Consider the following 20927-nt stretch of genomic DNA (forward strand, 5'->3'; position numbering starts at 1 on the left):
CGCGCCGAAGGCAGGTGCCGCATGGCCACGACCGCCCCCTCCGACGTACACCCCGATCCGCCCCACTCCCCCGACGACGGCTCCCTCGCGGAGTTCGGCTACCGCCAGGAGCTGCATCGCAGCCTGGGCCGGTACGCGTCGTTCGCGGCCGGGTTCTCCTTCATCTCCGTGCTGACGACCGTCTTCCAGTTCTTCGCCTTCGGGTACGCGTTCGGCGGCCCGGTCTTCTTCTGGGCCTGGCCGATCGTGCTGGCCGGCCAACTGCTGGTCGCCGCCTGCTTCGCGGAACTGGCCGCGCGCTACCCGATCTCGGGCGCGATCTACCAGTGGTCCTCACGCCTGTCGACCCCGTCCTTCGGCTGGTTCGCCGGCTGGATCATGGTGATCGGGCAGATCGTGGTGGTCGCCGCGGCGGCCCTCGCGCTCCAGATGGTGCTGCCCGCGATCTGGTCGGGCTTCCAGCTCGTGGGCGGTGACCCCTCGCCCGTCTCGCCGGACGGCGCGGCCAACGCGGCGGTCCTGGGCGTGATCCTGCTGGTCCTGACGACCCTGGTGAACATCCTCGACAACCGCGTGATGTCCGTGATCAACCGGGTCGGAGTGACGGCGGAGATCATCGGCGCGATCCTGATCGTCGTCCTGCTCCTGACCCACTCGAAGCGCACCCCGGGCATCACCTTCCACACCGGCGGCGGAGCGGAGGGCGGACTGATCGGCGCGCTGCTGGTCGGCTCGTTCACGGCGGCGTACGTGATGATCGGCTTCGACAGCGCGGGCGAGATGAGCGAGGAGACCCACAACCCGCGCCGCACCGCGCCCCGCACGATCCTGACCGCGCTCGGCGCCGCGGGCCTGCTCGGCGGCCTGATCATCCTCGGCGGTCTGCTGGCCGCGCCCAGCCTGACCGACGGCCACCTCGGGGTGGACGGACTCAGCTATGTCCTGACCAGCAGCCTCGGCGACGGGGTGGGCAAGGCCCTGCTGGCCGACGTGGTGGTGGCGATCGCGGTGGCGACCCTGGCCATCCAGACGGCGGCCTGCCGCATGCTCTTCTCGATGGCCCGCGACGGCCAACTCCCCTTCTCCGCCCGCCTCTCACGCGTCAACCCCCGCACCGGCATGCCCGGCGCGCCCGCCCTGGTCGTCGGTGTCCTGGCCGCCGCCCTGCTCCTCCTCAACTTCGCCTCCCCGGACGCCTTCCTCGCCATCGGTACCACCTGCATCGTGATGCTGTACCTGGCGTACGCGATGGTCACAGGTCCGCTGCTGCTGCGCCGTCTGCGCGGCGGCTTCACCACCGAGGGCACCGACGAGACGGGCGCCCGGCTGTTCTCCCTCGGCCGCTGGGGAGTTCCGGTCAACGCCCTGGCCCTGCTCTACGGCCTGGTCATGACGGTCAACCTGGCGTGGCCGCGGGCCGCGGTGTACGACCCGGCGGGCGGGCACTGGTACTTCCAGTGGTTCACGGTGCTGTTCCTGCTGGTCACGGTTGCGCTTGGAGCTTTGTACCGGCTCATGCGCGCGCGGCGCGTGCGCTCCGCGACCGAACCTGCCCCATCCCTTGCGGCTACTGCTCAACTGCCGCCGAAATAAGCCTTGTTGTGGTCGTCCGGTGGCGCACGGACGGCGCACTGGACGGAGCGTGAAGCCGCGCATCCAGCAAGCGGGGAACCGCTCCATGCGCCGGGGTAGCACCATGCGCCGGGGCAGAACGCCCTTTCGGGGAGACACACGCCGTCGCATGGTCCGGAGCAAGGGCCTTTCAAGGCGAATTGACGGCATGACCCGGTGCTGTGCCCGGGCCTGTTGGAGGTGGTGCCCGGATGCCCGCGACGGCCGGCGGCTCGACACTCCGCGGCGGGGGCTTTCCTGAGTCCCGGTCGGCTTCGAACAGTTGACTAAACCCGCAGGCACATCGGAAGGTGGAGACGATCCGCGGCCGCACCGTCCGGCGGTCGCGCCCGAAGGTCATGGCTGACGGCACCACCCGGCGCGCGGTCGATGACGCCCGCTCGACCGGTTCAGCCCACAGGCCTTCTTCGTGCACGAATCAGCCACGCCGCAGTCACGGCGCAGGGAGCACAGCGCGTAGTTCGTGGACTTGGTCGACTCCGTCATCCGGAGGGCACCGTCAAGGGCTCCGCCCCCGCCCAGGGGCCGTCGCCCTGGCTGTCGGCTGCGTACGGCGGCCCGCGGTCGCCCCCCGCGAGTCTCCGATTCCGTGCTCCGCACAAGCCGAAAGGCCTGACGGCCACTGCTCATGCCAGGTCTTGCGTCCCGACAGGAGATCAGCACGATGAGCACAACCTCGCTCCGAGCGCTTTACACATGGCAGGGGAATCCGAACGTCGACTTGCTGAATCGCGACGGCGACGACTGGACGTACGACATGGGGCTCCTGCCCGTCGCGGCCGACCCGGACGAGTGGGCGGCCATCGGACTCGCCGACTGCACCGCGTGGTGCTATCCCATGGCGGACAAGGACGAGCTGTTCCTCGCGTACCACCTGTACGCGTGGATGTTCGCCCTCGACCTGCTGTTCCCGCGGACGTTCAAGGCCGAGCGAGATCTTCCTGGGGCGCGGGCGCTGGTCGACCGGCTCTCCTTGTTCATGCCGTTGCACGGCACCTCCTCTTCGATTCCGAAGCACCCCATCGAGAGGTCCCTTGCCGATTTATGGGTACGAATGGCGCCGACCCGGTCGACGGACTGGAAGCGCAACATGCGGAACGCGGTGATGGAATACGCCGACGGGCAGTGCTGGGAGCTGGAGTGCATGTGCACCGGGCGAATCCCTGATCCGGCCGAGTACCTCGTCCGCCGCCGCGGCTCCTTCGGCGGCCAGGTCGGGATCTGTCTCGCCGAGCACGTGGCCGACGCGGAGGTACCGACGCGGGTGCGTCGCTCCCGCCCGTTCCGCGCGCTGACGGACGCCTGGATAGACCTCCAGACTCTCTACAACGACGTCCGTTCCTATCGCCGTGAGGTCGAGAGCGAGGACGAGATATGCAACTTCGTCCTCGTGTTCGCGAGGTTCCTGGACATCTCCGTGGACGAGGCCGCGACCCTGGTCACCCGGCTGCGTGCGGCCAGGCGGTCGGAGTACGAGCACCTTGAGAACGCGCAACTCCCGGACCTCTGCGAACAGTTGCAGCTCAATGGCAACGACCGTGAGCAGTTGTCGGCCGTCATCGAGGTGATGGGTTACCACCTCGCCGCCGTCGACGCCTGGACGACCACCGCCCCGCGGTATCAGGCGCCTGCCCCGGGAGACGCGCCCTCCACGGTCCTTGGATCCTGACGGCCCGGACCGGCACGTACGCTTGATCGTGATGAGACGCCGTACCCCGCCCCCGCCCTCTCCCCTGCCGCAGCGCGACGGAGTGGATCCGGTGCGGGTGCGGCTGCCGGACGGGAACGCGTGGGCGAGCGTGCGGGACCATCTCGTGGCGCGGCTCGCGGCCGGGGCCGAGGTGATCGACACCATGCTCGCCGAGGGACGGATCGTGGACGTCACCGGACGCCCCGTGCCACGGGACATGGCGTATGTGCCGGGGATGTTCGTGTGGTTCCACCGGGAGCTGCCGGACGAGGAGCGCGTGCCGTTCCCGCTCGACGTCGTGTACCGGGACGAGCACGTGGTGGTGGCCGACAAGCCGCACTTCCTGGCCACCACCCCGCGCGGCAGCCACATCGCCGAGACGGCCCTGGCGCGGCTGCGCCGGCAGTTGGGCATCCCGGCGCTGGGCGCGGCCCACCGCCTGGACCGGCTGACGGCCGGGCTGGTGCTGTTCGTCGTCCGGCCGGAGGAGCGCGGCGCGTACCAGTCGTTGTTCCGCGACAAGCGGGTGGCGAAGGAGTACGAGGCGGTGGCCCCGTACGATCCGACGCTGGAGCTGCCGCGCACCGTGCGCAGCCGGATCGTCAAGGAGCGCGGGGTGCTGGCGGCGTACGAGGTCGCGGGCGAGCCCAACGCGGTCAGCCGGGTGGAGCTGCTGGAGCACCGGCACGGGCGGGCCCGGTACCGGCTCACGCCGCACACCGGGCAGACACACCAACTGCGGGTGCATATGAGCGCGTTGGGGGTACCCATCCTCGGCGATCCCCTCTATCCGGTGGTGGCCGACCCCGTGCCGGCCGGTGACTTCCGGCGCCCGCTCCAACTGCTGGCGCGGGTCATGGAGTTCACCGATCCGGTCACGGGGCGCACGCACCGGTTCGTCAGCCCGCGGGTGCTGCGGGCCTGGTCGTCGTACGAGGAGTGGGCGGGTTGAGCCCGGCGGCCGGTCCGTTCACTCGCCGCGCCACCAGCGCAGGATGCGGTGGAACACGCCTGGTCGGCGGGCCGGTTCGGGCACCGGCGACGGAGTGGGCGCCGGGGCCGGGGTGGGCTGGACGGTCGGGACGGCGGGCGTGGGCATCGTGGGCCGTGCCCGCTCGGAGCTGACCTGCCAGTTGTCCGGGCGTTGCCGCGGCAGCGGGTTGATGGAAGGCCGCTCCATCACGTCCTGCTGGGCCTTCGGCTCGAACTTCACCGGCAGTTCCACCAGGTGCCGGTTCCCGATGGAGGACCGCCAGCGCAGTTCGTCCTCCGCGCAGGCGAGTTGGACGTCCGGAACGCGGGTCAGCAGTGCGTCGACGCCGACGTCGGCGATGGCGCGGCCGATGTCCTGGCCCGGGCATTCGTGCGGGCCGCCGCTGAAGGCGAGGTGCGAGCGGTTGCCCATCATGTTCGCCTTGAGGTCGGGCCGCACCCGGGGGTCCACGTTGCCCGGCGCGGGCGCGAACAGCAGTCCGTCGCCCTTGCGGATGCGCTGGCCGCCCAACTCCGTGTCCTGCTTGGCGAAGTAGGCGAAGACGGTGCTGAACGGCGGCTCGTCCCACAGGGACTGCTCGACCGCCTCGGGCACCGTCATCTGGCCGCCGTTCAACTGGGCCCGGAAGCCCGGCTCGGTGAGCACCATGCGCAGCGCGTTGGCGAGGAGGTTGGCCGTGGCCTCGTAGGAGGCGAGGAGCACCACGCGCAGATGTTCCCTGACCTCCTCGTCGGTGAGCCCCGCCGGGTGGGTGACGAGGTGGCTGGCGAAGTCGTCCTGTGGCTGGGCCCGGCGCCGGACGGCGAGCCGGCTGAGGACCTCCATGAGGTAGGCGTGGCTGGCGAGCGCGGTCTCGCTGCCCTTGAGGCAGTCGCGGGCGGCCTGCACCAGCCGGTCGCCGTACTCCTCGGGCATGCCGAGGATCTCGCACATGACCGCCATCGGCAGATGCTCGGCGAACTGGGCGACCAGGTCCGCCCTGCCGTCCTCGCAGAACTGGTTGACGAGGTGCTGGGTGGCGCGGTTGATGTGGCGGCGGATGCCCCGGTGGTCGATGGTCGACATGGCGCCGGTGACCGCGCCGCGCAGCCGCAGGTGTTCGTCGCCCTCGGCGTGGGCACAGATGGGCTGCCAGGCGAAGTGCGGCATCAGCGGGTGGTCGGGCTTGACCGTGCCGTCCAGCATCGGAGTCCACAACCGGCTGTCCTTGCAGTACTGCGAAGGACTGCTCACCATGTGCAGGTTCTCGGCGTGACCGAGCACCACCCAGATCGGCACGTCCTCGTGCAGCAACGCGGGGGCCACCGCACCGTGTTCGGCGCGGAGTTTCTCGTACACGGCTCCCAGGTCCTCGGCCTCGGGTCCGTACAGCCGGCGCACTCCGCCGGGTCCTGTGCCGTGTGCGGGGCAGCCGGGGGGCGGACCGAGCGCGGGGTCGTCCGTACCGGTCGGGGAGTGGGGTTTCGACGTCACGTGATCGCTCCGAAGTGGATCCGGTGTCAGGGGAGTTGGGGCAGAAGGGCCGGGTCAGGTGAGTGAGCCCGTCATGGCGAGGGAGTGCAGGAAGCGCATCAGCGTCATCAGGACGTCCCGGCTGGAGGCACGGCGCCGCGCGTCGCACTCGATGATCGGGACGTCCGGGGACAGGTCGAGCGCGGTGCGCAGGTCCTCGACGGGATAACGCGGGCCGTCCGGGAAGGAGTTGACGGCGATCACGAACGGCACCCCGCGCTCCTCCAGCCGCCCTATGACGTCGAAGCTGACCTCCAGGCGGCGGGTGTCGATCAGCACCACCGCGCCGAGCGCCCCTTCGAAGAGCCCGTTCCACAGGAACCAGAAGCGTTCCTGGCCGGGGGTGCCGAAGAGGTACAGCACCAACTGGTCGGTGATGCTGATCCGGCCGAAGTCCATGGCGACGGTGGTGGCCGTCTTGGTGTCCGAGCCGTAGTTGTCGTCGACTCCGACGCCGGCCTGCGTCATGGTCTCCTCGGTGGTCAGCGGCCTGATCTCGCTGACCGAACCGACCATGGTCGTCTTGCCGACCCCGAAGCCACCGACGATCACGATCTTCACCGCGGCCTGGGCCGTGTGCGGGAGATGGTCCTCGGACCGTGGACCCGTGATGGTGTCAGAGCTTTTGAAGTCCATGCATCACCGCTTCGAGGAGGGAACGGTCGGGCAGCGCCTGGCGGACGATCGGGGCGCGTGCCTGCACCAGTTCGGCCGCCAGCAACCCGGTGAGCAGGACGGTCACCACGCTGTACGGCAGATTGAGATAGGCCGACAGTTCGGCCACGGACAGGGGGGCGATACAGAGCCGGAGTAACGCCGCCTGCTCCGGCGTGGCGGACTGCGGTACGTCGGCGCGGGCCACGATCAGCGTCACCAGGTCGAGTTCGGCGCGGTCGCCGTCCTCGGCCGCGCCGGTGAGCACGTACAACCGCTCGGGGATCTTTCCCTCGCCTTGTTTCCCGCCCTGTTGACCGGCGGGACTCGGCGGCGGGGCTTCTTTGGGATGTCGCCGTTGGCGTTTCGGAGGAGTCATACGGTCTGCCCGTTGCGCCTCGGCGGGCTGGTGAGGTGGGCGCCGATTCTGACCACGAGGTCGCGCATGCGGTTGCTCATGAGACCGGGCTCGGCGACCACGTCGGACAGCACGGCGAGGTAGGCGTTGGCGCCGGCCGCCATGAGGTAGAAGTAGCCGCCGTTGATCTCGATGATGACCATCTTCATCCGGCCGTCGCTGTTCGGGATCTCGGAGGCGACGGCACCCGCCAGGCTCTGCAGTCCCGCGCAGGCGGCGGCGACGCGGTCGGCGGCGTCCGGGTCGCCGCCGTAGCGGGCGATGCGCAGGCCGTCGGCGGAGAGCACCACGATCTGCTGGATGCCGGGTACTCCGTCGGCGAGGTCCTTGAGCATCCAGTCGAAGTTGGCTCGCTGCTGGATCACTTGAGATCCCCCTCGTCGTCGGCCTCGACACGGGCCGGCTCGGTCTTCTGGGTGAATGCGGTCGGGTCCGGGTCACCCTTGAGGCCGTTCATGAACGCCTCGACCCACAGGCCCGGTTCGGGTTCTTCCTTGGGCTCCGGCTCGGGCACGGGCGGCCCCCAGGCGGAGCGGGCCTCGCGTGCGGCGGCCTCGGCGCGGTCGGCGGCGGCCTGTTCGGCGTACCGCTGGGCGAGCGGGATCTTGACCCGGCTGCGGCGCTGCGGCAGGCCGCCCGCCGTCCACTCGGTGACCTCGGGGACGTCGTCCTCCATGCTCACCGAGGCCCGGATGCGCGGGCTGGTGGGGCGGCGGCGCTTGACCGTGCGCTTGGGACCGTCGACCGCGCCGAGTTCCGCCTTGGGCAGGGCGGTGGCGCCGATGCCGTGGGCGAGGCCGGGAGCGGTGCCGGTGGTGAGCATCTCGCTCGGCACGATGAGCACGGCGCGGACCCCGCCGTAGGCCGAGGCACGCAGCGAGATCTGCATGTTGTACGCCGCGCAGAGGCGGCCCACGACGGCGAGGCCCAGGCGTGGGGTCTCGCCCAGGTCCTGGAGGTCGGTGCCGGCCATGGCCCGCTCCAGCATGCCTTCGGCACGGGCCCTCGACTCCTCGCTGAGGCTGACGCCGCCGTCCTCGATCTCGATGGCGACACCGGTCTGCACCTCCACGGCGGTGACGTGCACCTTGGTCTGCGGGGGCGAGTAGCGGGTGGCGTTGTCGAGGAGTTCGGCGCAGGCGTGGATGACCGGTTCCACCGAGACACCGTGGACGTTGACCTTGGCGATGGAGTCCAGCGAGATGCGCCGGTACTCCAGGATGCGGGACATCGCGCCGCGCAGCACGCTGTACAGCGGTACGGGCTCGGGCCACTGGCGTCCGGGGCGGCCGCCGCCGAGCACGGAGATGGAGTCGGCGAGCCGGCCGATCAGCGCGGTGCCGTGGTCGATGCGCAGCAGGTCGTCGAAGACCTCGGGGTTGCGGCCGTGGTCCTCCTCCATCTCGCGGAGTTCCTTGGCCTGTTGGTGGACGATGGCCTGAACGCGCCGGGCGATGCTGACGAAGGAGCGCTGCGCGGAGTCACGCATGATCTCCTCGCGCTCCACGATGCCGAGCACGGTCCTCAGCAATTGGCGCTGCTGTTCGGGAAGTTGGTGCCACTCGGGATCGGCGTCGACGACTTGGCGAATCACCTCTGCGGGGGATTCTCCGCCGCCGAGCCGGTACAGCGCGGCGGGCAGGATCTCCTCGCCGAGGCGGACCATCTCCTGCTCCTGGTCGGCGATCCGGCGTTGCAGATACGCGGCGTGATGGTCGTGTCGGACGCGTTGCTCCCGAAGGGTGCGCCCGCGGCGTACGGCTTCGGCGGCCGTGGCGATCACCAGGAGCGTGGCCACGGCACCGCAGCAGCCGACGGCCAGCCGGGCCGACCCCGCCACCAGGGCGACGGCGGCTCCGGTCGCCGCGGCCATCACTATGGCCGGCAGCAACAGCACGCGCGCGTAGGGAAGTTCACGGCCACCGGGAGGCGATTGAACACTCACCATGTATGCCCTCTGAGACAGGTCGACTGGGGGGATGGGGGGAGCTTCTGTATCTTTTGCATGTTTGGGAACAAGCGCACGAATACAGGCCAACTCGGTGCGCTGCGGGCGAGCTTAGTCCGACCGGATCATCGCCGTGTCATATTCGGCAAGCCCCTGAAAAGGGACACAAGGGAGGAGTACTCTCGGCCCATTTACACGCTGCGCCGTCATTCGAACACATTGCGTAACCTCATGCGAGCAGGCGAAAATCACTCACCGTAAGGAGTGAGGCCGCCGTTCCGGATCAGATTCCGGCGATGCGCAGCGCGGCGTCGGCCGTGGCCTCCGCGAAGGCGGACACCGGGCGCTCGGGGTCGGAGCGGTGCACCAGGATGACACCCTCGATCAGCCCGAACAGCAGATCCGTGCGCAGCTCCAGCTCGCTCTTGGCGAGCGCCCCACCGGCGGCGGTCGCGGCGAGCAACTGCCGGTAGGCGTCCTTGAGTTCGGCGCGCACGGCATGGAAGCCGGCGAAGCGCTCGGCGCGCACCTCGGGCAGCAGATAGAGCCCGCCGAGGTTGTGCGAGCCGCCGCACAGCAGCTCGACGTCGGTCCGGCACAGCTCCCACAGCCGGTCCTCGGCCGGGACAGTGTCGTCGGCGAGCAGGTTCCTGGCGCAGATCAGCGAGGGCGTGACCGTGGACTCCAGGAGGTCCGCGAGCAGTTCCTCCTTGCCGGAGACGTAGTGATACATGGACGCCTGCCGCATGCCCGCGCGCTCGGCGACGGCCCGGGTGGTGGTGGCCGCGTAGCCGCGGGTGGTGAACAACTCCGCGGCGGCCGAGAGGAGTTCGTCACGTGGGGACAGTCCGCTGTCCGGCCGCCGCTCGGCCCGCGGCCTGCCGACCCGGCGGCCCCCCTGTGCACCTGTCGTCCCCATGCGTTCGATCCTCGCACACGGCCCCGCACGGCGAACGCCCGGCGATCTTCGTGAGGGCTCGGTAACCGACCGGCAACACCCGGGCAATCGCGGCGACCCGGCCGCCTCCTAATTTCTGTCGAGCGACAGAAATGTCGTACGACCGAGATGTCCCCGCAGCCGGAGGTCCCCGCGATGGCGACAGCGACCACTTACGGAGCCCGCGCCCACGCCCGCGCCCAGGAGGGCGAACGGGCCGAGGCCATGCCCGTCGTCCCGGCCGGCGACTGGCCGGCACCCCCCTGCGAGGCGGGCCACCTGGTGTGGGCCGAGACGGTCGCGGGCGGCAACTACACCCATCGCGTCCTGGCCCGCGGCACCGAGCTCCGCCTGACCGACCTGCGCGGCGACGCCTGCGCCCATCTGCTCCTGTACGCGGCCGACCGCCCCTGGGAGCGGCTGAACGTCGCCGACACGGTCAAGGTCCAGTGGAACGCCTACCTCGGCGAGGGCCGGCTCCTCCTCTCCGACCAGGGCCGCGTCCTCGCCTCCCTCGTCACCGACACCTCGGGCCGGCACGACGCGCTGTGCGGCACCTCCACCCTCGTCCGCAACACCGGGCGCTACGGCGACGGCACCCCGCAGTCCGACTCCCCCGCCGGCCGCGAACTCTTCAAGCTGGCCGCCGCGAAGAACGGCCTCGAACCCCGCGACCTCCCACCCTCGCTCTCCTTCTTCCAGGGCGTCGCGGTCCTCGACGACGGCTCCCTCGACTTCACCGGCTCGGCCGGCCCCGGCGGCAGTGTGACCCTGCGCGCCGAGCAGGACGTGACCGTACTGATCGCGAACGTGCCGCACCCGGCCGATCCGCGCGAGGACTACGTCAGCACCCCGCTGGAGGTCCTCGCCTGGCGCGCCGAGGCGACCGCACCGGGCGACCCGCTGTGGGAGGCCACCCCCGAAGGCCGCCGCGCCTTCCTCAACACCGCCGAATTCCTCGCCGCGAGGGGGCTCATATGAAGACCGCGACCGTCCCGGCACGCGCTGCCTGGTCCGCCGTCGTCCGCACGGGCGAGACGCTCACCGTCACCGACCTGCACGGCAACCAGGCCGTCGACTTCCTCGTCTACGACGCCCACGACACGACGGTCCGCTACAGCGCCCCCGACACCATCCAGGCCCAGGGCAACCTCTTCCTGACCGCCGGCAGTGTGCTCATGTCCAACGAGCACACCCCACTGATGACCGTGACCGACGACGAGGTGGGCCGACACGACACCGTCGGCGGCGCCTGTTCCAAGGAGTCGAACAGCCTGCGCTACGGCCATCACACCTGGGCACAGCACGCGTGCGTGGACAACTTCCTGGCCGAGGGCGCCAAGTACGGCCTCGGCAAACGGGACCTGGTCTCCAACATCAACTGGTACATGAACGTGCCGGTCGAGCAGGACGGCACCCTCGGCATCGTCGACGGCCTCTCCGCACCGGGCCTGAAACTGACCCTGCGCGCCGAACGCGACGTCCTGGTCCTGGTCTCCAACTGCCCCCAGATCAACAACCCTTGCAACGGCTTCGAGCCGACGGCCGTGGAGATGACGATCGGGGTTCCCGCATGACCTTCGACACGCTGCTGATCGCCAACCGGGGCGAGATCGCCGTCCGTGTCATCCGCACGGCACGCGAACTCGGCCTGCGCACGGTCGCCGTGTACTCCGACGCCGACCGCTCGGCGCCCCACGTCCGGCTAGCCGACGAGGCGGTACGGCTCGGCCCGGCGCCCGCGAAGGAGTCGTACCTCGACGCCGACCTGGTGCTGAAGGCGGCGAAGGACACCGGCGCGGGCGCGATCCACCCGGGCTACGGCTTCCTCTCCGAGGACGCGGCCTTCGCCCGGCGCTGCGAGGACGCTGGGATCGTGTTCGTGGGCCCGACGCCCGGGCAACTGGAGCTGTTCGGCGCGAAGCACACGGCACGGGCGGCTGCCGAGGCGGCGGGAGTACAACTGGCGCCGGGCACAGGCCTGTTGGCAAACCGGGACGAGGCACTCACCCAAGCCACGCGGATCGGCTACCCCGTCATGCTCAAGGCGACCGGCGGAGGCGGCGGCATCGGCATGTCGGCCTGCCACTCCGCCGAGGAACTCACCGAGGCCTGGGAGCGGGTGCAGCGCGTCGCCGCCGCCTCCTTCTCCTTGGCCGGTGTCTTCCTGGAACGCCTCGTCGAACACGCCCGCCATGTCGAAGTACAGGTCTTCGGCAACGGCGAGGGCACGGTCGTCACCTTCGGCGACCGCGACTGCTCCCTCCAGCGCCGCAACCAGAAGGTGGTGGAGGAGGCCCCCGCACCGGGACTCCCCTCACGCATCCGTCAGCAACTCGCCCGGTCCGCCCGCGACTTGTGCGCCTCGGTCGGCTACCGCTCCGCCGGGACCGTCGAGTTCGTCTACGACGCGCGGCGCGAGGAGGCCTACTTCCTGGAGGTCAACACCCGTCTCCAGGTGGAACATCCGGTCACCGAGGAGGTCTACGGCGTCGACCTCGTCGCCTGGATGCTGCGCCTGGCCCGCGGCGAGCGGGACGTCGTCCGCGACCCGGGCACCCCGCGCGGTCACGCCGTCGAGGCCCGCGTCTACGCCGAGGACCCCTCCCGCGAACACCGGCCCAGCGCGGGCCTGTTGACCCGTGTCGAGTTCCCGCAGGGCGTGCGCGTCGACGGCTGGGTGGAGACCGGCACCGAGGTGACGACGTCGTACGACCCGATGCTCGCGAAGGTCATCGCGTACGGGCCGGACCGCGCCCAGGCGCTCCGCCGCCTCGACGAGGCGCTGGCCCGCACCCGCGTGGACGGCATCGAGACGAACCTGGGCCTGGTCCGGGCGGCGCTCGCCGCACCGGACTTCCGGGCGGCCACCCACTCCACGGCAACCCTCACCACCGTCACCGACCCCACTCCCCGCATCGAGATCGTCTCCGGCGGCACCCTCACCACCGTGCAGGACTGGCCCGGCCGTACCGGCTACTGGCAGGTCGGCGTCCCCCCTTGCGGCCCCATGGACGACCTCTCCTTCCGCCTCGGCAACCGCGCGCTCGGCAACGAGGACGGCACCCCCGGCCTCGAATGCACCCTCCAGGGACCGGCGTTGAGGTTCACCCACGCCACCACCGTGTGCGTGACGGGCGCACCGGCGCCGGTGACCGTCGACGGCGCGCCGGTCCCCCAGTGGGAACCGGTGACGGTACCTCCGGGCGCTCTCCTGGAGATCGGTGCACCGGACCGACACGGGCTGCGGACCTATGTGTTGGTGGCGGGCGGCCTGGACGTGCCCGCTTTCCTCGGCAGCGCGAGCACCTTCACGCTGGGCCGGTTCGGCGGTCACGGCGGCCGGGCGCTGCGCACCGGCGACGTCCTGCACGGCGGCAGGGTCGCCGAGGGCAGGCCGGTGCCGGCCGCCGACCGCCCGGTCCTCGGCGCCGTATGGGAGGTGGCGGCGGCCGAAGGCCCGCACGCGGCACCGGAGTTCTTCACCGAGGACGACATCCGCGACTTCTACGCCGCCGACTGGAAGGTCCACTTCAACTCGGCGCGCACGGGCGTCCGGCTGGTCGGCCCGAAGCCCCGCTGGGCCCGCTCCGACGGCGGCGAGGCCGGCCTGCACCCCTCCAACATCCACGACACCCCGTACTCGGTCGGCGCCGTCGACTACACGGGCGACATGCCGGTCCTGCTCGGGCCCGACGGCCCGTCCCTCGGCGGTTTCGTCTGCCCGGCGACGGTCATCAGCCAAGAGCGCTGGAAACTCGGCCAGTTCAGGCCCGGCGACACGGTCCGCTTCCGCCCGGTGAACGTCGACGGCTCGCCCCGCCCCGACATCGTGGACGGCGGAATCCTGGCCCGCGACGGCGACGTCACCTTCCGCCGCAGCGGCGACGACAACCTGCTGGTCGAATTCGGGCCCATGCAACTGGACTTGGCGTTGCGCATGCGCGTCCACGCCCTGATGGAGTCGATCGTCGAGACCGACCTCGACGGGATCACCGACCTCACCCCCGGCATCCGCTCCCTCCAGATCCGCACGGACCCGAGCCGCCTGCCCCAACCCCAACTCCTCACCGCCGTAAGGGAGATAGCGGCGGCCCTCCCACCCACCGATCAACTGATCGTCCCCTCCCGCACGGTCCACCTTCCCCTCTCCTGGGACGACCCGGCGACCCGCGAGGCCATCGCCCGCTACATGGCCGGCGTCCGCGACGACGCCCCCTGGTGCCCCTGGAACATCGAGTTCATCCGCCGCGTCAACGGCCTGGACTCGGTGCGGGATGTCTACGACACGGTCTTCGACGCCGAATACCTCGTACTGGGCCTGGGAGACGTCTACTTGGGCGCCCCGGTGGCGACCCCCCTGGACCCGCGCCACCGCCTGGTCACCACCAAGTACAACCCGGCCCGCACCTGGACCGCCGAGAACTCGGTCGGCATCGGCGGGGCCTACCTCTGCGTCTACGGCATGGAGGGCCCCGGCGGCTACCAGTTCGTGGGCCGTACGACCCAGGTGTGGTCGGGCTGGCAGCAGCGCGGCGCGTTCGAGCCGGGCTCACCGTGGCTGCTGCGCTTCTTCGACCGCATCAAGTGGTACCCGGTGGAGGCCGACGAACTCCTGGAACTCCGGGCCGACATCACCTCCGGGCGCTTCGTCCCGCGTATCGAGAAGGGCACCTTCTCGCTCGCCGAGTACGACGCGTTCCTCGCCGAACACGCCGATTCCATCGCGGAGTTCAGGTCGCGCCAGCAGACCGCGTTCGGCGCGGAGCGCGACGCCTGGGAGGCGGCGGGAGAGTTCACCCGGGCGGAGGCGGCGGCCGTCCCGGCACCACCGCGGGCCGAGGTGACGGTCCCGGCCGGCGGACGGCTGGTGGAGGCCGAATTCGCCGCGTCCGTATGGCAGTTGAACGTGGAGCCGGGAGACGAGGTGACGGTCGGCCAGCCGCTCCTCGCCCTGGAGGCGATGAAGATGGAGTCCAGGGTCCACGCTCCGATGACCGGCGTGGTGACCGAGATCCTGGCCAGGCCCGGCGACCAGGTCGAAGCGGGCACGGCGTTGCTCGTCCTCGCCCCCGCAAGCTGAACCGCAGCCTGAACCGCAAGGAGCAACAAGAGATGTCGACCACCGTGTCCCGAGTCCGCGCCGCCTACGCCCGCATCGAGGCGGTGGACCGCCCCGAGATCTGGATCGACCTGCGCCCGCAACCGGACGTCGAGTCAGAGGCGCGGGCGATCGACGAGCGACTGGCGGCCGGCGAGCAACTGCCCCTCGCGGGCCGCCTGTTCGCTGCCAAGGGCAACATAGACGTGCACGGCCTTCCGACGACGGCGGGCTGCCCGGCGTATGCCTACGAGCCCGAGGCGGACGCCCCGGCCGTCGCCCGCCTCCGTGCGGCGGGAGCGATCGCGCTCGGCACCACGAACCTCGACCAGTTCGCCACCGGCCTGGTCGGCACCCGCTCCCCGTACGGCGCGGTCCGCAATGCTCATGACCCGGCCCGGATCAGCGGCGGCTCCAGCGCCGGTTCCGCCGTCGCCGTGGCCCTCGGCATCGTCGACCTCGCACTCGGCACCGACACGGCGGGCTCCGGCCGGGTCCCCGCCGCCTTCAACGGCATCGTCGGCCTCAAGCCCACCCGGGGCCTGGTCCCGACGGCCGGCGTGGTCCCGGCCTGCGCCTCGATCGACTGCGTGACGGTCTTCGCCCGCACCCTCCCCGAGGCCGAGCAGGCCCTGTCCTTCCTGACCTCCCCACCGGACCGCGGCCTCCCGCCTCTCCCCCAGCGCCGACCGGGCCCCTGGCGTATCGCGGTCCCGCCACGCGATCAGTTGGGCGAACTGGACGCGGGGTGGGCGGAGGCCTACGAGGCGGCGGTAAGCCGATTCAGAACGGCAGGCTGTGAGATCCGCACCCTCGACCTCACCCCCTTCACGGAAGCGGCGGCGATGCTCTACGAGGGAGCGTTCGTGGCCGAGCGCTACACGGCGGTAGGGGCCTTCGTCGACAAGGCGATGGCGGACGGAGTTGCGGGCCTGGACCCCACGGTCACCGGCATCATCACCCGAGCCCGAGCCGTCCCGGCCCACCAGCTCTACGACGACCAGGAGCGCCTGACCACTCTCCGCACCCGCGCCCTGACCGAACTGGCCGACGCGGACGCCCTGTTGCTCCCCACCACACCGGGCCACCCCACGCTGTCCGAGGTAGCGGCCGATCCCTTGGGAGCCAACGCCCGCCTGGGCCGCTTCACCAACTCGACCAACCTCTTCGACCTGGCAGCGGTGGCAGTCCCCGCAGGCGAGGTGAACGCCCTGCCCTTCGGCGTGATGCTGATCGGCCCGGCCTTCACGGACGACCGCCTGGCCCGAATCGCGCAGGAGCTGAACCCACCGGTCCAACTGGCAGTGATGGGAGCCCACTTGACGGGCCAGCCCCTGAACCCCCAACTCCTTGCCCTGGGCGCCCACTTGGACCACACCACCACAACGGCCCCGCTCTACCGCTTGCACGCCCTCCCAACGACCCCACCCAAGCCGGGCCTTGTGCACGTGGGCGAGGGCGGCGCGGAGATCGAGACGGAGATATGGCGCCTACCGGCAGAGGGCTTGGGCCGACTGCTGGCGGCCCTCCCCCGCCCGATGACACTGGGGAGCGTGGAACTGGCGGACGGCACGAGGGTGCCGGGCTTCCTCTGCGAACCGGCCGCGCTGTCGGACGCAGAGGACATCACCAGGTACGGCGCCTGGCGAACCTACCTGAACCGCTAGTTTTTTCAGGGGCGCGGGGCTGTGACATATGCGGCTCCGCCGCGTGGGCGCACCCCAGCGACAGCGAACCCTCACCCCACCGACGAGTACGCCACAACCCCCCGCAGCAACAACTCAACAGCCTTACGCGCATTCTTGGCCACGGTCGAGGAAGCCTCCCCACCAGAAACCGGTGCCGCCGCCGAAATCTGCCCCAACACATCGATCACCTGCTTGCACCACCGGACAAAGTCCCCGGCCGGCATCTCGACCTCCCGAAGGACCTCGTCCAGCCCCTTCCCACTGGCCCACATGTACGCGGCCCAGGCGAAGCCGAGATCGGGCTCCCGCTGCCCGACCCCCTCGGTCTGCGTGATCCGGAAATCCTCCTCCAGGGCATCGAGACGCCCCCAGATCCGCACCATCTCCCCCAGCGCGGCCTTGGCCTTGCCGGAGGGCACCTTGGGCGTCGTGGCGTCGTCGCTGACGCGGGCCTCGAACACCAACGCCGAGACGCACGCGGCCAGTTCGGCAGGGGCGAGACCCTCCCAGACACCCTCCCGCAGACACTCACTCGCCAGCAGGTCGAGTTCGCCGTAGAGCCGGGCCAGCCGCTTGCCGTGCTCGGTGACCTCGTCGCCGCGCAGATAGTCCAGCTCGGTGAGCAGCGCGACGATCCGGTCGAAGGTGCGGGCGATCGTGTTGGTCCGCCCCTCGATACGCCGCTCCAGCTGCGTGGTGTCCCGCTGCAGCCGGTGATACCGCTCGGCCCAACGCGCATGGTCCTCACGGTCGTTGCACCCATGACACGGATGCGCCCGGATCGCCGTACGCAACTGCGCGATCTCCCGGTCGTCCGCCGCCTGCGAGCGCTGCTTGCGGGCCCGCTCCGGCGGGATGTGCCCGGCCTTGGTGCGCAGCGCGGACGCGAGGTCCCGACGGGACTGCGGGGAACGGGGGTTGAAGGACTTCGGGATCCGCATCCGGTCCAAGGCCTCGACGGGGACGGGGAAGTCCATCGACGCGAGCCGCTTGACCTGCCGCTCGGCCGTCAGGACCAGCGGACGCGGCCCGTCGTGCTGCTCGAAGCCGCGATGGCCGTTCGACCGCCCGGCGGGCAGGCCCGGGTCCAACACCAGTGCCAGGCCCGCGTACTTGCCGGTCGGGACATGGATGATGTCTCCCGGCTTGAGCTTCTCCAGCGCCACGGCGGACTCGGCCCGCCGTAGCGCCATGCCCTGGCGGGCCAGCTCGGTCTCCCGGTCCTTGAGCTCGCGGCGCAGCCGCATGTAGTCGTCGAAGTCGCCCAGGTGGCAGGTCATGGAGTCCTTGTAGCCCTCCAGGCCCTCCTCGTTGCGCTGCACCTGCCGCGAGATCCCGACGACCGACTTGTCCGCCTGGAACTGTGCGAAGGACGTCTCCAGCAGCTCCCGCGACCGGTGCCGCCCGAACTGGTCGACGAGGTTGACCGCCATGTTGTACGACGGCTTGAAGCTGGAGCGCAGCGGATAGGTGCGGGTGCCGGCCAGCCCCGCGAGGTGCTCGGGGCTTATCCCGCGCTGCCACAGCACGACGGCGTGGCCTTCGACGTCGATGCCGCGACGGCCTGCCCGGCCGGTCAACTGGGTGTACTCGCCGGGGGTGATGTCGGCGTGCTGCTCGCCGTTCCACTTGACGAGCTTCTCCAACACCACCGAGCGCGCGGGCATGTTGATGCCGAGCGCCAGGGTCTCCGTAGCGAACACGGCCTTCACGAGCCCGCGCAGGAACAGCTCCTCCACGACCTCCTTGAACGTCGGCAGCATGCCCGCGTGGTGGGCCGCGATGCCGCGCTCCAGGCCTTCCAGCCACTCGTAGTACCCGAGGACATGCAGGTCCTCGGACGGGATGGACGATGTGCGCTCCTCGACGAGCGCCCGCACCTTCTCCCGCGCCTCGTCGTCATTGAGCCGCAGCCCGGCGTACAGACACTGCTGTACGGCGGCCTCGCAGGCGGCACGGCTGAAGATGAAGGTGATGGCGGGCAGCAGGTCCTCGGCGTCGAGCCGCTCGATGACCTCGGGGCGGCCCGGTGTCCACACCCGTGAGCGCTGCCTGCGGTCGCGCTCCCGGTCGGCCTCGCGCATGGCGCGGCCGCGTCTGCGGTCCTGGTACGACGGGCGCTGGGCCTCCATACGGGCCAGGCGCGTGAGGTCGGGGTTGACGGCCTTCTTGTTGCCCTCGCCCTCCTCGAACAGGTCGTACATCCGGCGTCCGGCGAGTACGTGTTGGAACAGCGGAACCGGCCGGTGCTCGGAGACGATCACCTCGGTGTCGCCGCGGACGGTGTCGAGCCAGTCGCCGAACTCCTCGGCGTTCGACACCGTCGCCGACAGGGAGACCAGGGTCACCGACTCGGGGAGGTGGATGATCACCTCTTCCCAGACGGCGCCGCGGAAGCGGTCGGAGAGGTAGTGCACCTCGTCCATGACCACGTATCCGAGGCCGAGGAGGGTCTGCGAACCGGCGTACAGCATGTTCCGCAGGACCTCGGTGGTCATGACGACCACCGGTGCCTCGGAGTTGACGCTGTTGTCGCCGGTGAGCAGGCCGACCTTGTCCGCGCCGTAACGGCGGCACAGGTCGGCGTACTTCTGGTTCGACAGTGCCTTGATGGGGGTCGTGTAGAAGCACTTCTTGCCCTGCTGGAGGGCGAGGTGGACGGCGAACTCGCCGACGATCGTCTTGCCGGAGCCGGTGGGCGCCGCGACCAGCACGCCCTTCCCCGCTTCGAGCGCCTGGCAGGCCTCGATCTGGAAGGGGTCGAGACCGAAGTCGTACATCTCGCGGAAGTCCGCGAGCGCGGTGGCCTGCTCGGCTGCCCGCAGGCGGGAAGCCGCGTACCGCTCGGCCGGGGAGAGGTCCTCTGTCATCGTGCTTTCGAGCGTACCGGGCGCCACTGACAACAGGACGATCATTATCCGTTCCCACCGGCCGTACACACGCCGTACACACACGGAGACCGGCCGCCCGCGGTGCGGGAAAGGCCGGTCTCGGCGAAGAACTGGCGGTGATCAGGTCACGTCGTCATAGCCGTTGACCCGGTCCGAACCCGTGCCGCCCGCCTGCTCGGGGAGGGCTGCCCGGCCGGCCGAGACGGCTTCGACATCGCCGATGTCCTCGGGGGTGAGGTCCAGGTCGGAGGCCTCGTCGTCGTCCGGTCCCTCCGCCTCGCGACGGCGCTTGCGGCGGTCGTTCAGCAGGGAGAAGACGACCGCGCCGAAGTACAGCACCCAGATCGGGCCGGCCAGAGCCAGCATGGTCAGCGGGTCGGTGCTGGGGGTGGCGACGGCCGCGAAGACCGTGATGCCGAGGATCATGGCGCGCCACCAGCCGAGCATCCGCTTGCCGGTCAGCGCACCCGTGAGGTTGAGCATGATCAGCAGCAGCGGCAGCTCGAAGGAGAGCCCGAAGACGAGCACCATGCGCGTGACCAGGTCGAGCAGGTCGTCCAACGGCAGCAGGTTGTTGACGTCCTTCGGCGTGAAGCCGATCAGGACCTTCGCCGTGGTGGGCAGCACCCGGTAGGCGAAGTAGGCGCCGCCGAGGAACAGGGGGACGCCGGTGCCGACGAAGGAGAGCGCGTACTTCTTCTCGTTCTTGTGCAGACCGGGAGCGACGAAGCCCCAGAGCTGGTACAGCCAGACCGGGGAGGCCAGGACGACGCCGGCCATCAGGGACACCTTCAACGCCAGGGTGAACGGCGTCAGCAGACCGTTGATCGTGATCTGCGCGCACTGGGTCTTGTCCGTCGACTTCGACAACTGCTCGAAGTTCTGGGTGCAACCGACCGAGTGCAGGATCGGCTTGGTGATGACGTTGACGATGTCGTTGTAGTAGAAGGCGGCCACGCAGGTCACCACGATGATGGCGAGCATCGCCTTCGCGAGCCGGTTGCGCAGCTCACGCAGATGGTCCGCGAGGGGCATCCGCCCCTCGGGGTCCTTCTCCTTCTTGCGGGCGGGCTTAGGCAACCCACGTCCTCATCTCGTGCGGCAGGCCGGGGGCGTCCCGGCCCTGCGTCAGCGCTTGGTCGTGTCCGACGGCTCGGTGACGGGGCGCGAGCTGGTCACGTCGCCGGGGGCGGCCTGGATGGTGCGCTGCACGGACTCGTCGGTGTTCGGCGGGCCTGCGGGGGCGGAGGTGCTGTTGCCCTCTTCCTTCATCGCCTTGGCTTCGCTCTTGAGGATGCGAGCGGACTTGCCGAGGGAGCGGGCCATGTCCGGAAGCTTCTTCGCGCCGAACAGAAGCACGATGACGACGAGGATGAGAATGATCTCGGGAGCTCCGAGCCTTCCGAACATAAGTCTTTACCTTCTCACCGAGGCGGCTGGGGTGTGGGTGCTGTCCGATCGG

The 20927-nt window shown here is 70.3% G+C and carries 16 protein-coding genes; 7 read left to right on the top strand and 9 right to left on the bottom strand.

All coding sequences use genetic code 11. From position 1 onward, the window contains the following. Positions 1-21: 21 nt before the first annotated feature. The 3 genes from ABZT04_RS18915 to ABZT04_RS18925 all read left to right on the top strand — a co-directional run bounded on the left by ABZT04_RS18915 (position 22) and on the right by ABZT04_RS18925 (position 4274). A complete protein-coding gene (locus ABZT04_RS18915) occupies positions 22-1593 on the top strand; it encodes an amino acid permease (protein ID WP_356057763.1) in 1572 nt (523 codons plus the stop codon). A 703-nt stretch (positions 1594-2296) separates the two neighbouring features. Beyond that, positions 2297-3301: a hypothetical protein gene (locus ABZT04_RS18920; RefSeq protein ID WP_356057765.1), complete on the top strand. Its 1005-nt coding sequence runs from the start codon at positions 2297-2299 to the stop codon at positions 3299-3301. Positions 3302-3332: 31 nt separating this feature from the next. Beyond that, entirely contained in the window at positions 3333-4274 is a 942-nt protein-coding gene (locus ABZT04_RS18925; RefSeq protein ID WP_356057767.1) for an RluA family pseudouridine synthase, read from the top strand. A gap of 18 nt (positions 4275-4292) precedes the next feature. On the opposite strand, the gene ABZT04_RS18930 is transcribed toward ABZT04_RS18925, so the two are convergent. From ABZT04_RS18930 to ABZT04_RS18955, 6 genes are all read right to left on the bottom strand, one after another. Continuing rightward, entirely contained in the window at positions 4293-5789 is a 1497-nt protein-coding gene (locus ABZT04_RS18930; protein ID WP_356057768.1) for a cytochrome P450, read from the bottom strand. A gap of 54 nt (positions 5790-5843) precedes the next feature. After that, positions 5844-6464 (bottom strand): ATP/GTP-binding protein, encoded by a 621-nt coding sequence (locus tag ABZT04_RS18935; protein WP_356057769.1) that lies wholly within the window; start codon positions 6462-6464, stop codon positions 5844-5846. Continuing rightward, on the bottom strand, positions 6445-6861 hold the full coding sequence (locus ABZT04_RS18940) for a DUF742 domain-containing protein (protein ID WP_356057770.1): 417 nt from the start codon (positions 6859-6861) through the stop codon (positions 6445-6447). Before ABZT04_RS18940 ends, ABZT04_RS18935 begins: the two co-directional genes overlap by 20 nt. After that, the gene (locus ABZT04_RS18945; protein WP_356057772.1) at positions 6858-7265 is read right to left on the bottom strand and encodes a roadblock/LC7 domain-containing protein; all 408 of its coding nucleotides are present in this window, start codon (positions 7263-7265) and stop codon (positions 6858-6860) included. Before ABZT04_RS18945 ends, ABZT04_RS18940 begins: the two co-directional genes overlap by 4 nt. After that, positions 7262-8848 carry an ATP-binding protein gene (locus ABZT04_RS18950; RefSeq protein WP_356057773.1) on the bottom strand — a complete coding sequence of 529 codons (1587 nt, stop codon included), beginning with the start codon at positions 8846-8848 and terminating at the stop codon, positions 7262-7264. The genes ABZT04_RS18945 and ABZT04_RS18950 overlap by 4 nt, the downstream gene beginning before the upstream one ends. Positions 8849-9131: 283 nt before the next feature. Beyond that, positions 9132-9767: a helix-turn-helix domain-containing protein gene (locus tag ABZT04_RS18955; protein ID WP_356057775.1), complete on the bottom strand. Its 636-nt coding sequence runs from the start codon at positions 9765-9767 to the stop codon at positions 9132-9134. A gap of 174 nt (positions 9768-9941) precedes the next feature. Between ABZT04_RS18955 and ABZT04_RS18960 the strand changes: the two genes are divergently transcribed. Genes ABZT04_RS18960 through atzF form a run of 4 tightly spaced genes read left to right on the top strand, consistent with a single transcriptional unit; the run spans position 9942 to position 16553 of the window. Continuing rightward, positions 9942-10766 carry an urea amidolyase associated protein UAAP1 gene (locus ABZT04_RS18960; protein ID WP_356057776.1) on the top strand — a complete coding sequence of 275 codons (825 nt, stop codon included), beginning with the start codon at positions 9942-9944 and terminating at the stop codon, positions 10764-10766. After that, entirely contained in the window at positions 10763-11362 is a 600-nt protein-coding gene (locus ABZT04_RS18965) for an urea amidolyase associated protein UAAP2 (RefSeq protein WP_356057778.1), read from the top strand. The genes ABZT04_RS18960 and ABZT04_RS18965 overlap by 4 nt, the downstream gene beginning before the upstream one ends. Beyond that, positions 11359-14868 (top strand): 5-oxoprolinase/urea amidolyase family protein, encoded by a 3510-nt coding sequence (locus ABZT04_RS18970; protein WP_356057779.1) that lies wholly within the window; start codon positions 11359-11361, stop codon positions 14866-14868. The genes ABZT04_RS18965 and ABZT04_RS18970 overlap by 4 nt, the downstream gene beginning before the upstream one ends. 8 nt (positions 14869-14876) lie before the next feature. Beyond that, positions 14877-16553 carry an allophanate hydrolase gene (gene atzF / locus ABZT04_RS18975; RefSeq protein ID WP_356057860.1) on the top strand — a complete coding sequence of 559 codons (1677 nt, stop codon included), beginning with the start codon at positions 14877-14879 and terminating at the stop codon, positions 16551-16553. 71 nt (positions 16554-16624) lie between these two features. On the opposite strand, the gene ABZT04_RS18980 is transcribed toward atzF, so the two are convergent. The 3 genes from ABZT04_RS18980 to tatA all read right to left on the bottom strand — a co-directional run bounded on the left by ABZT04_RS18980 (position 16625) and on the right by tatA (position 20875). After that, positions 16625-19489 carry a DEAD/DEAH box helicase gene (locus ABZT04_RS18980; protein WP_356057780.1) on the bottom strand — a complete coding sequence of 955 codons (2865 nt, stop codon included), beginning with the start codon at positions 19487-19489 and terminating at the stop codon, positions 16625-16627. A gap of 96 nt (positions 19490-19585) precedes the next feature. Further along, the gene (tatC, locus tag ABZT04_RS18985; protein WP_356057782.1) at positions 19586-20545 is read right to left on the bottom strand and encodes a twin-arginine translocase subunit TatC; all 960 of its coding nucleotides are present in this window, start codon (positions 20543-20545) and stop codon (positions 19586-19588) included. 48 nt (positions 20546-20593) lie between these two features. Continuing rightward, positions 20594-20875, bottom strand: coding sequence for a Sec-independent protein translocase subunit TatA (gene tatA / locus ABZT04_RS18990; protein WP_356057783.1), 282 nt, complete (start codon positions 20873-20875; stop codon positions 20594-20596). Between the last annotated feature and the right edge of the window lie 52 nt (positions 20876-20927).

The organism is Streptomyces sp. NPDC005492, assembly GCF_040605995.1.
Taxonomy (GTDB): domain Bacteria; phylum Actinomycetota; class Actinomycetes; order Streptomycetales; family Streptomycetaceae; genus Streptomyces.

Coding starts and splice junctions, on each gene's coding strand:
- ABZT04_RS18915 (WP_356057763.1), top strand. CDS start 22: ATGGCCACGACCGCCCCCTCCGACGTACACCCCGATCCGCCCCACTCC.
- ABZT04_RS18920 (WP_356057765.1), top strand. CDS start 2,297: ATGAGCACAACCTCGCTCCGAGCGCTTTACACATGGCAGGGGAATCCG.
- ABZT04_RS18925 (WP_356057767.1), top strand. CDS start 3,333: ATGAGACGCCGTACCCCGCCCCCGCCCTCTCCCCTGCCGCAGCGCGAC.
- ABZT04_RS18935 (WP_356057769.1), bottom strand. CDS start 6,464: ATGGACTTCAAAAGCTCTGACACCATCACGGGTCCACGGTCCGAGGAC.
- ABZT04_RS18940 (WP_356057770.1), bottom strand. CDS start 6,861: ATGACTCCTCCGAAACGCCAACGGCGACATCCCAAAGAAGCCCCGCCG.
- ABZT04_RS18950 (WP_356057773.1), bottom strand. CDS start 8,848: ATGGTGAGTGTTCAATCGCCTCCCGGTGGCCGTGAACTTCCCTACGCG.
- ABZT04_RS18955 (WP_356057775.1), bottom strand. CDS start 9,767: ATGGGGACGACAGGTGCACAGGGGGGCCGCCGGGTCGGCAGGCCGCGG.
- ABZT04_RS18960 (WP_356057776.1), top strand. CDS start 9,942: ATGGCGACAGCGACCACTTACGGAGCCCGCGCCCACGCCCGCGCCCAG.
- ABZT04_RS18965 (WP_356057778.1), top strand. CDS start 10,763: ATGAAGACCGCGACCGTCCCGGCACGCGCTGCCTGGTCCGCCGTCGTC.
- ABZT04_RS18970 (WP_356057779.1), top strand. CDS start 11,359: ATGACCTTCGACACGCTGCTGATCGCCAACCGGGGCGAGATCGCCGTC.
- ABZT04_RS18980 (WP_356057780.1), bottom strand. CDS start 19,489: ATGATCGTCCTGTTGTCAGTGGCGCCCGGTACGCTCGAAAGCACGATG.
- tatA (WP_356057783.1), bottom strand. CDS start 20,875: ATGTTCGGAAGGCTCGGAGCTCCCGAGATCATTCTCATCCTCGTCGTC.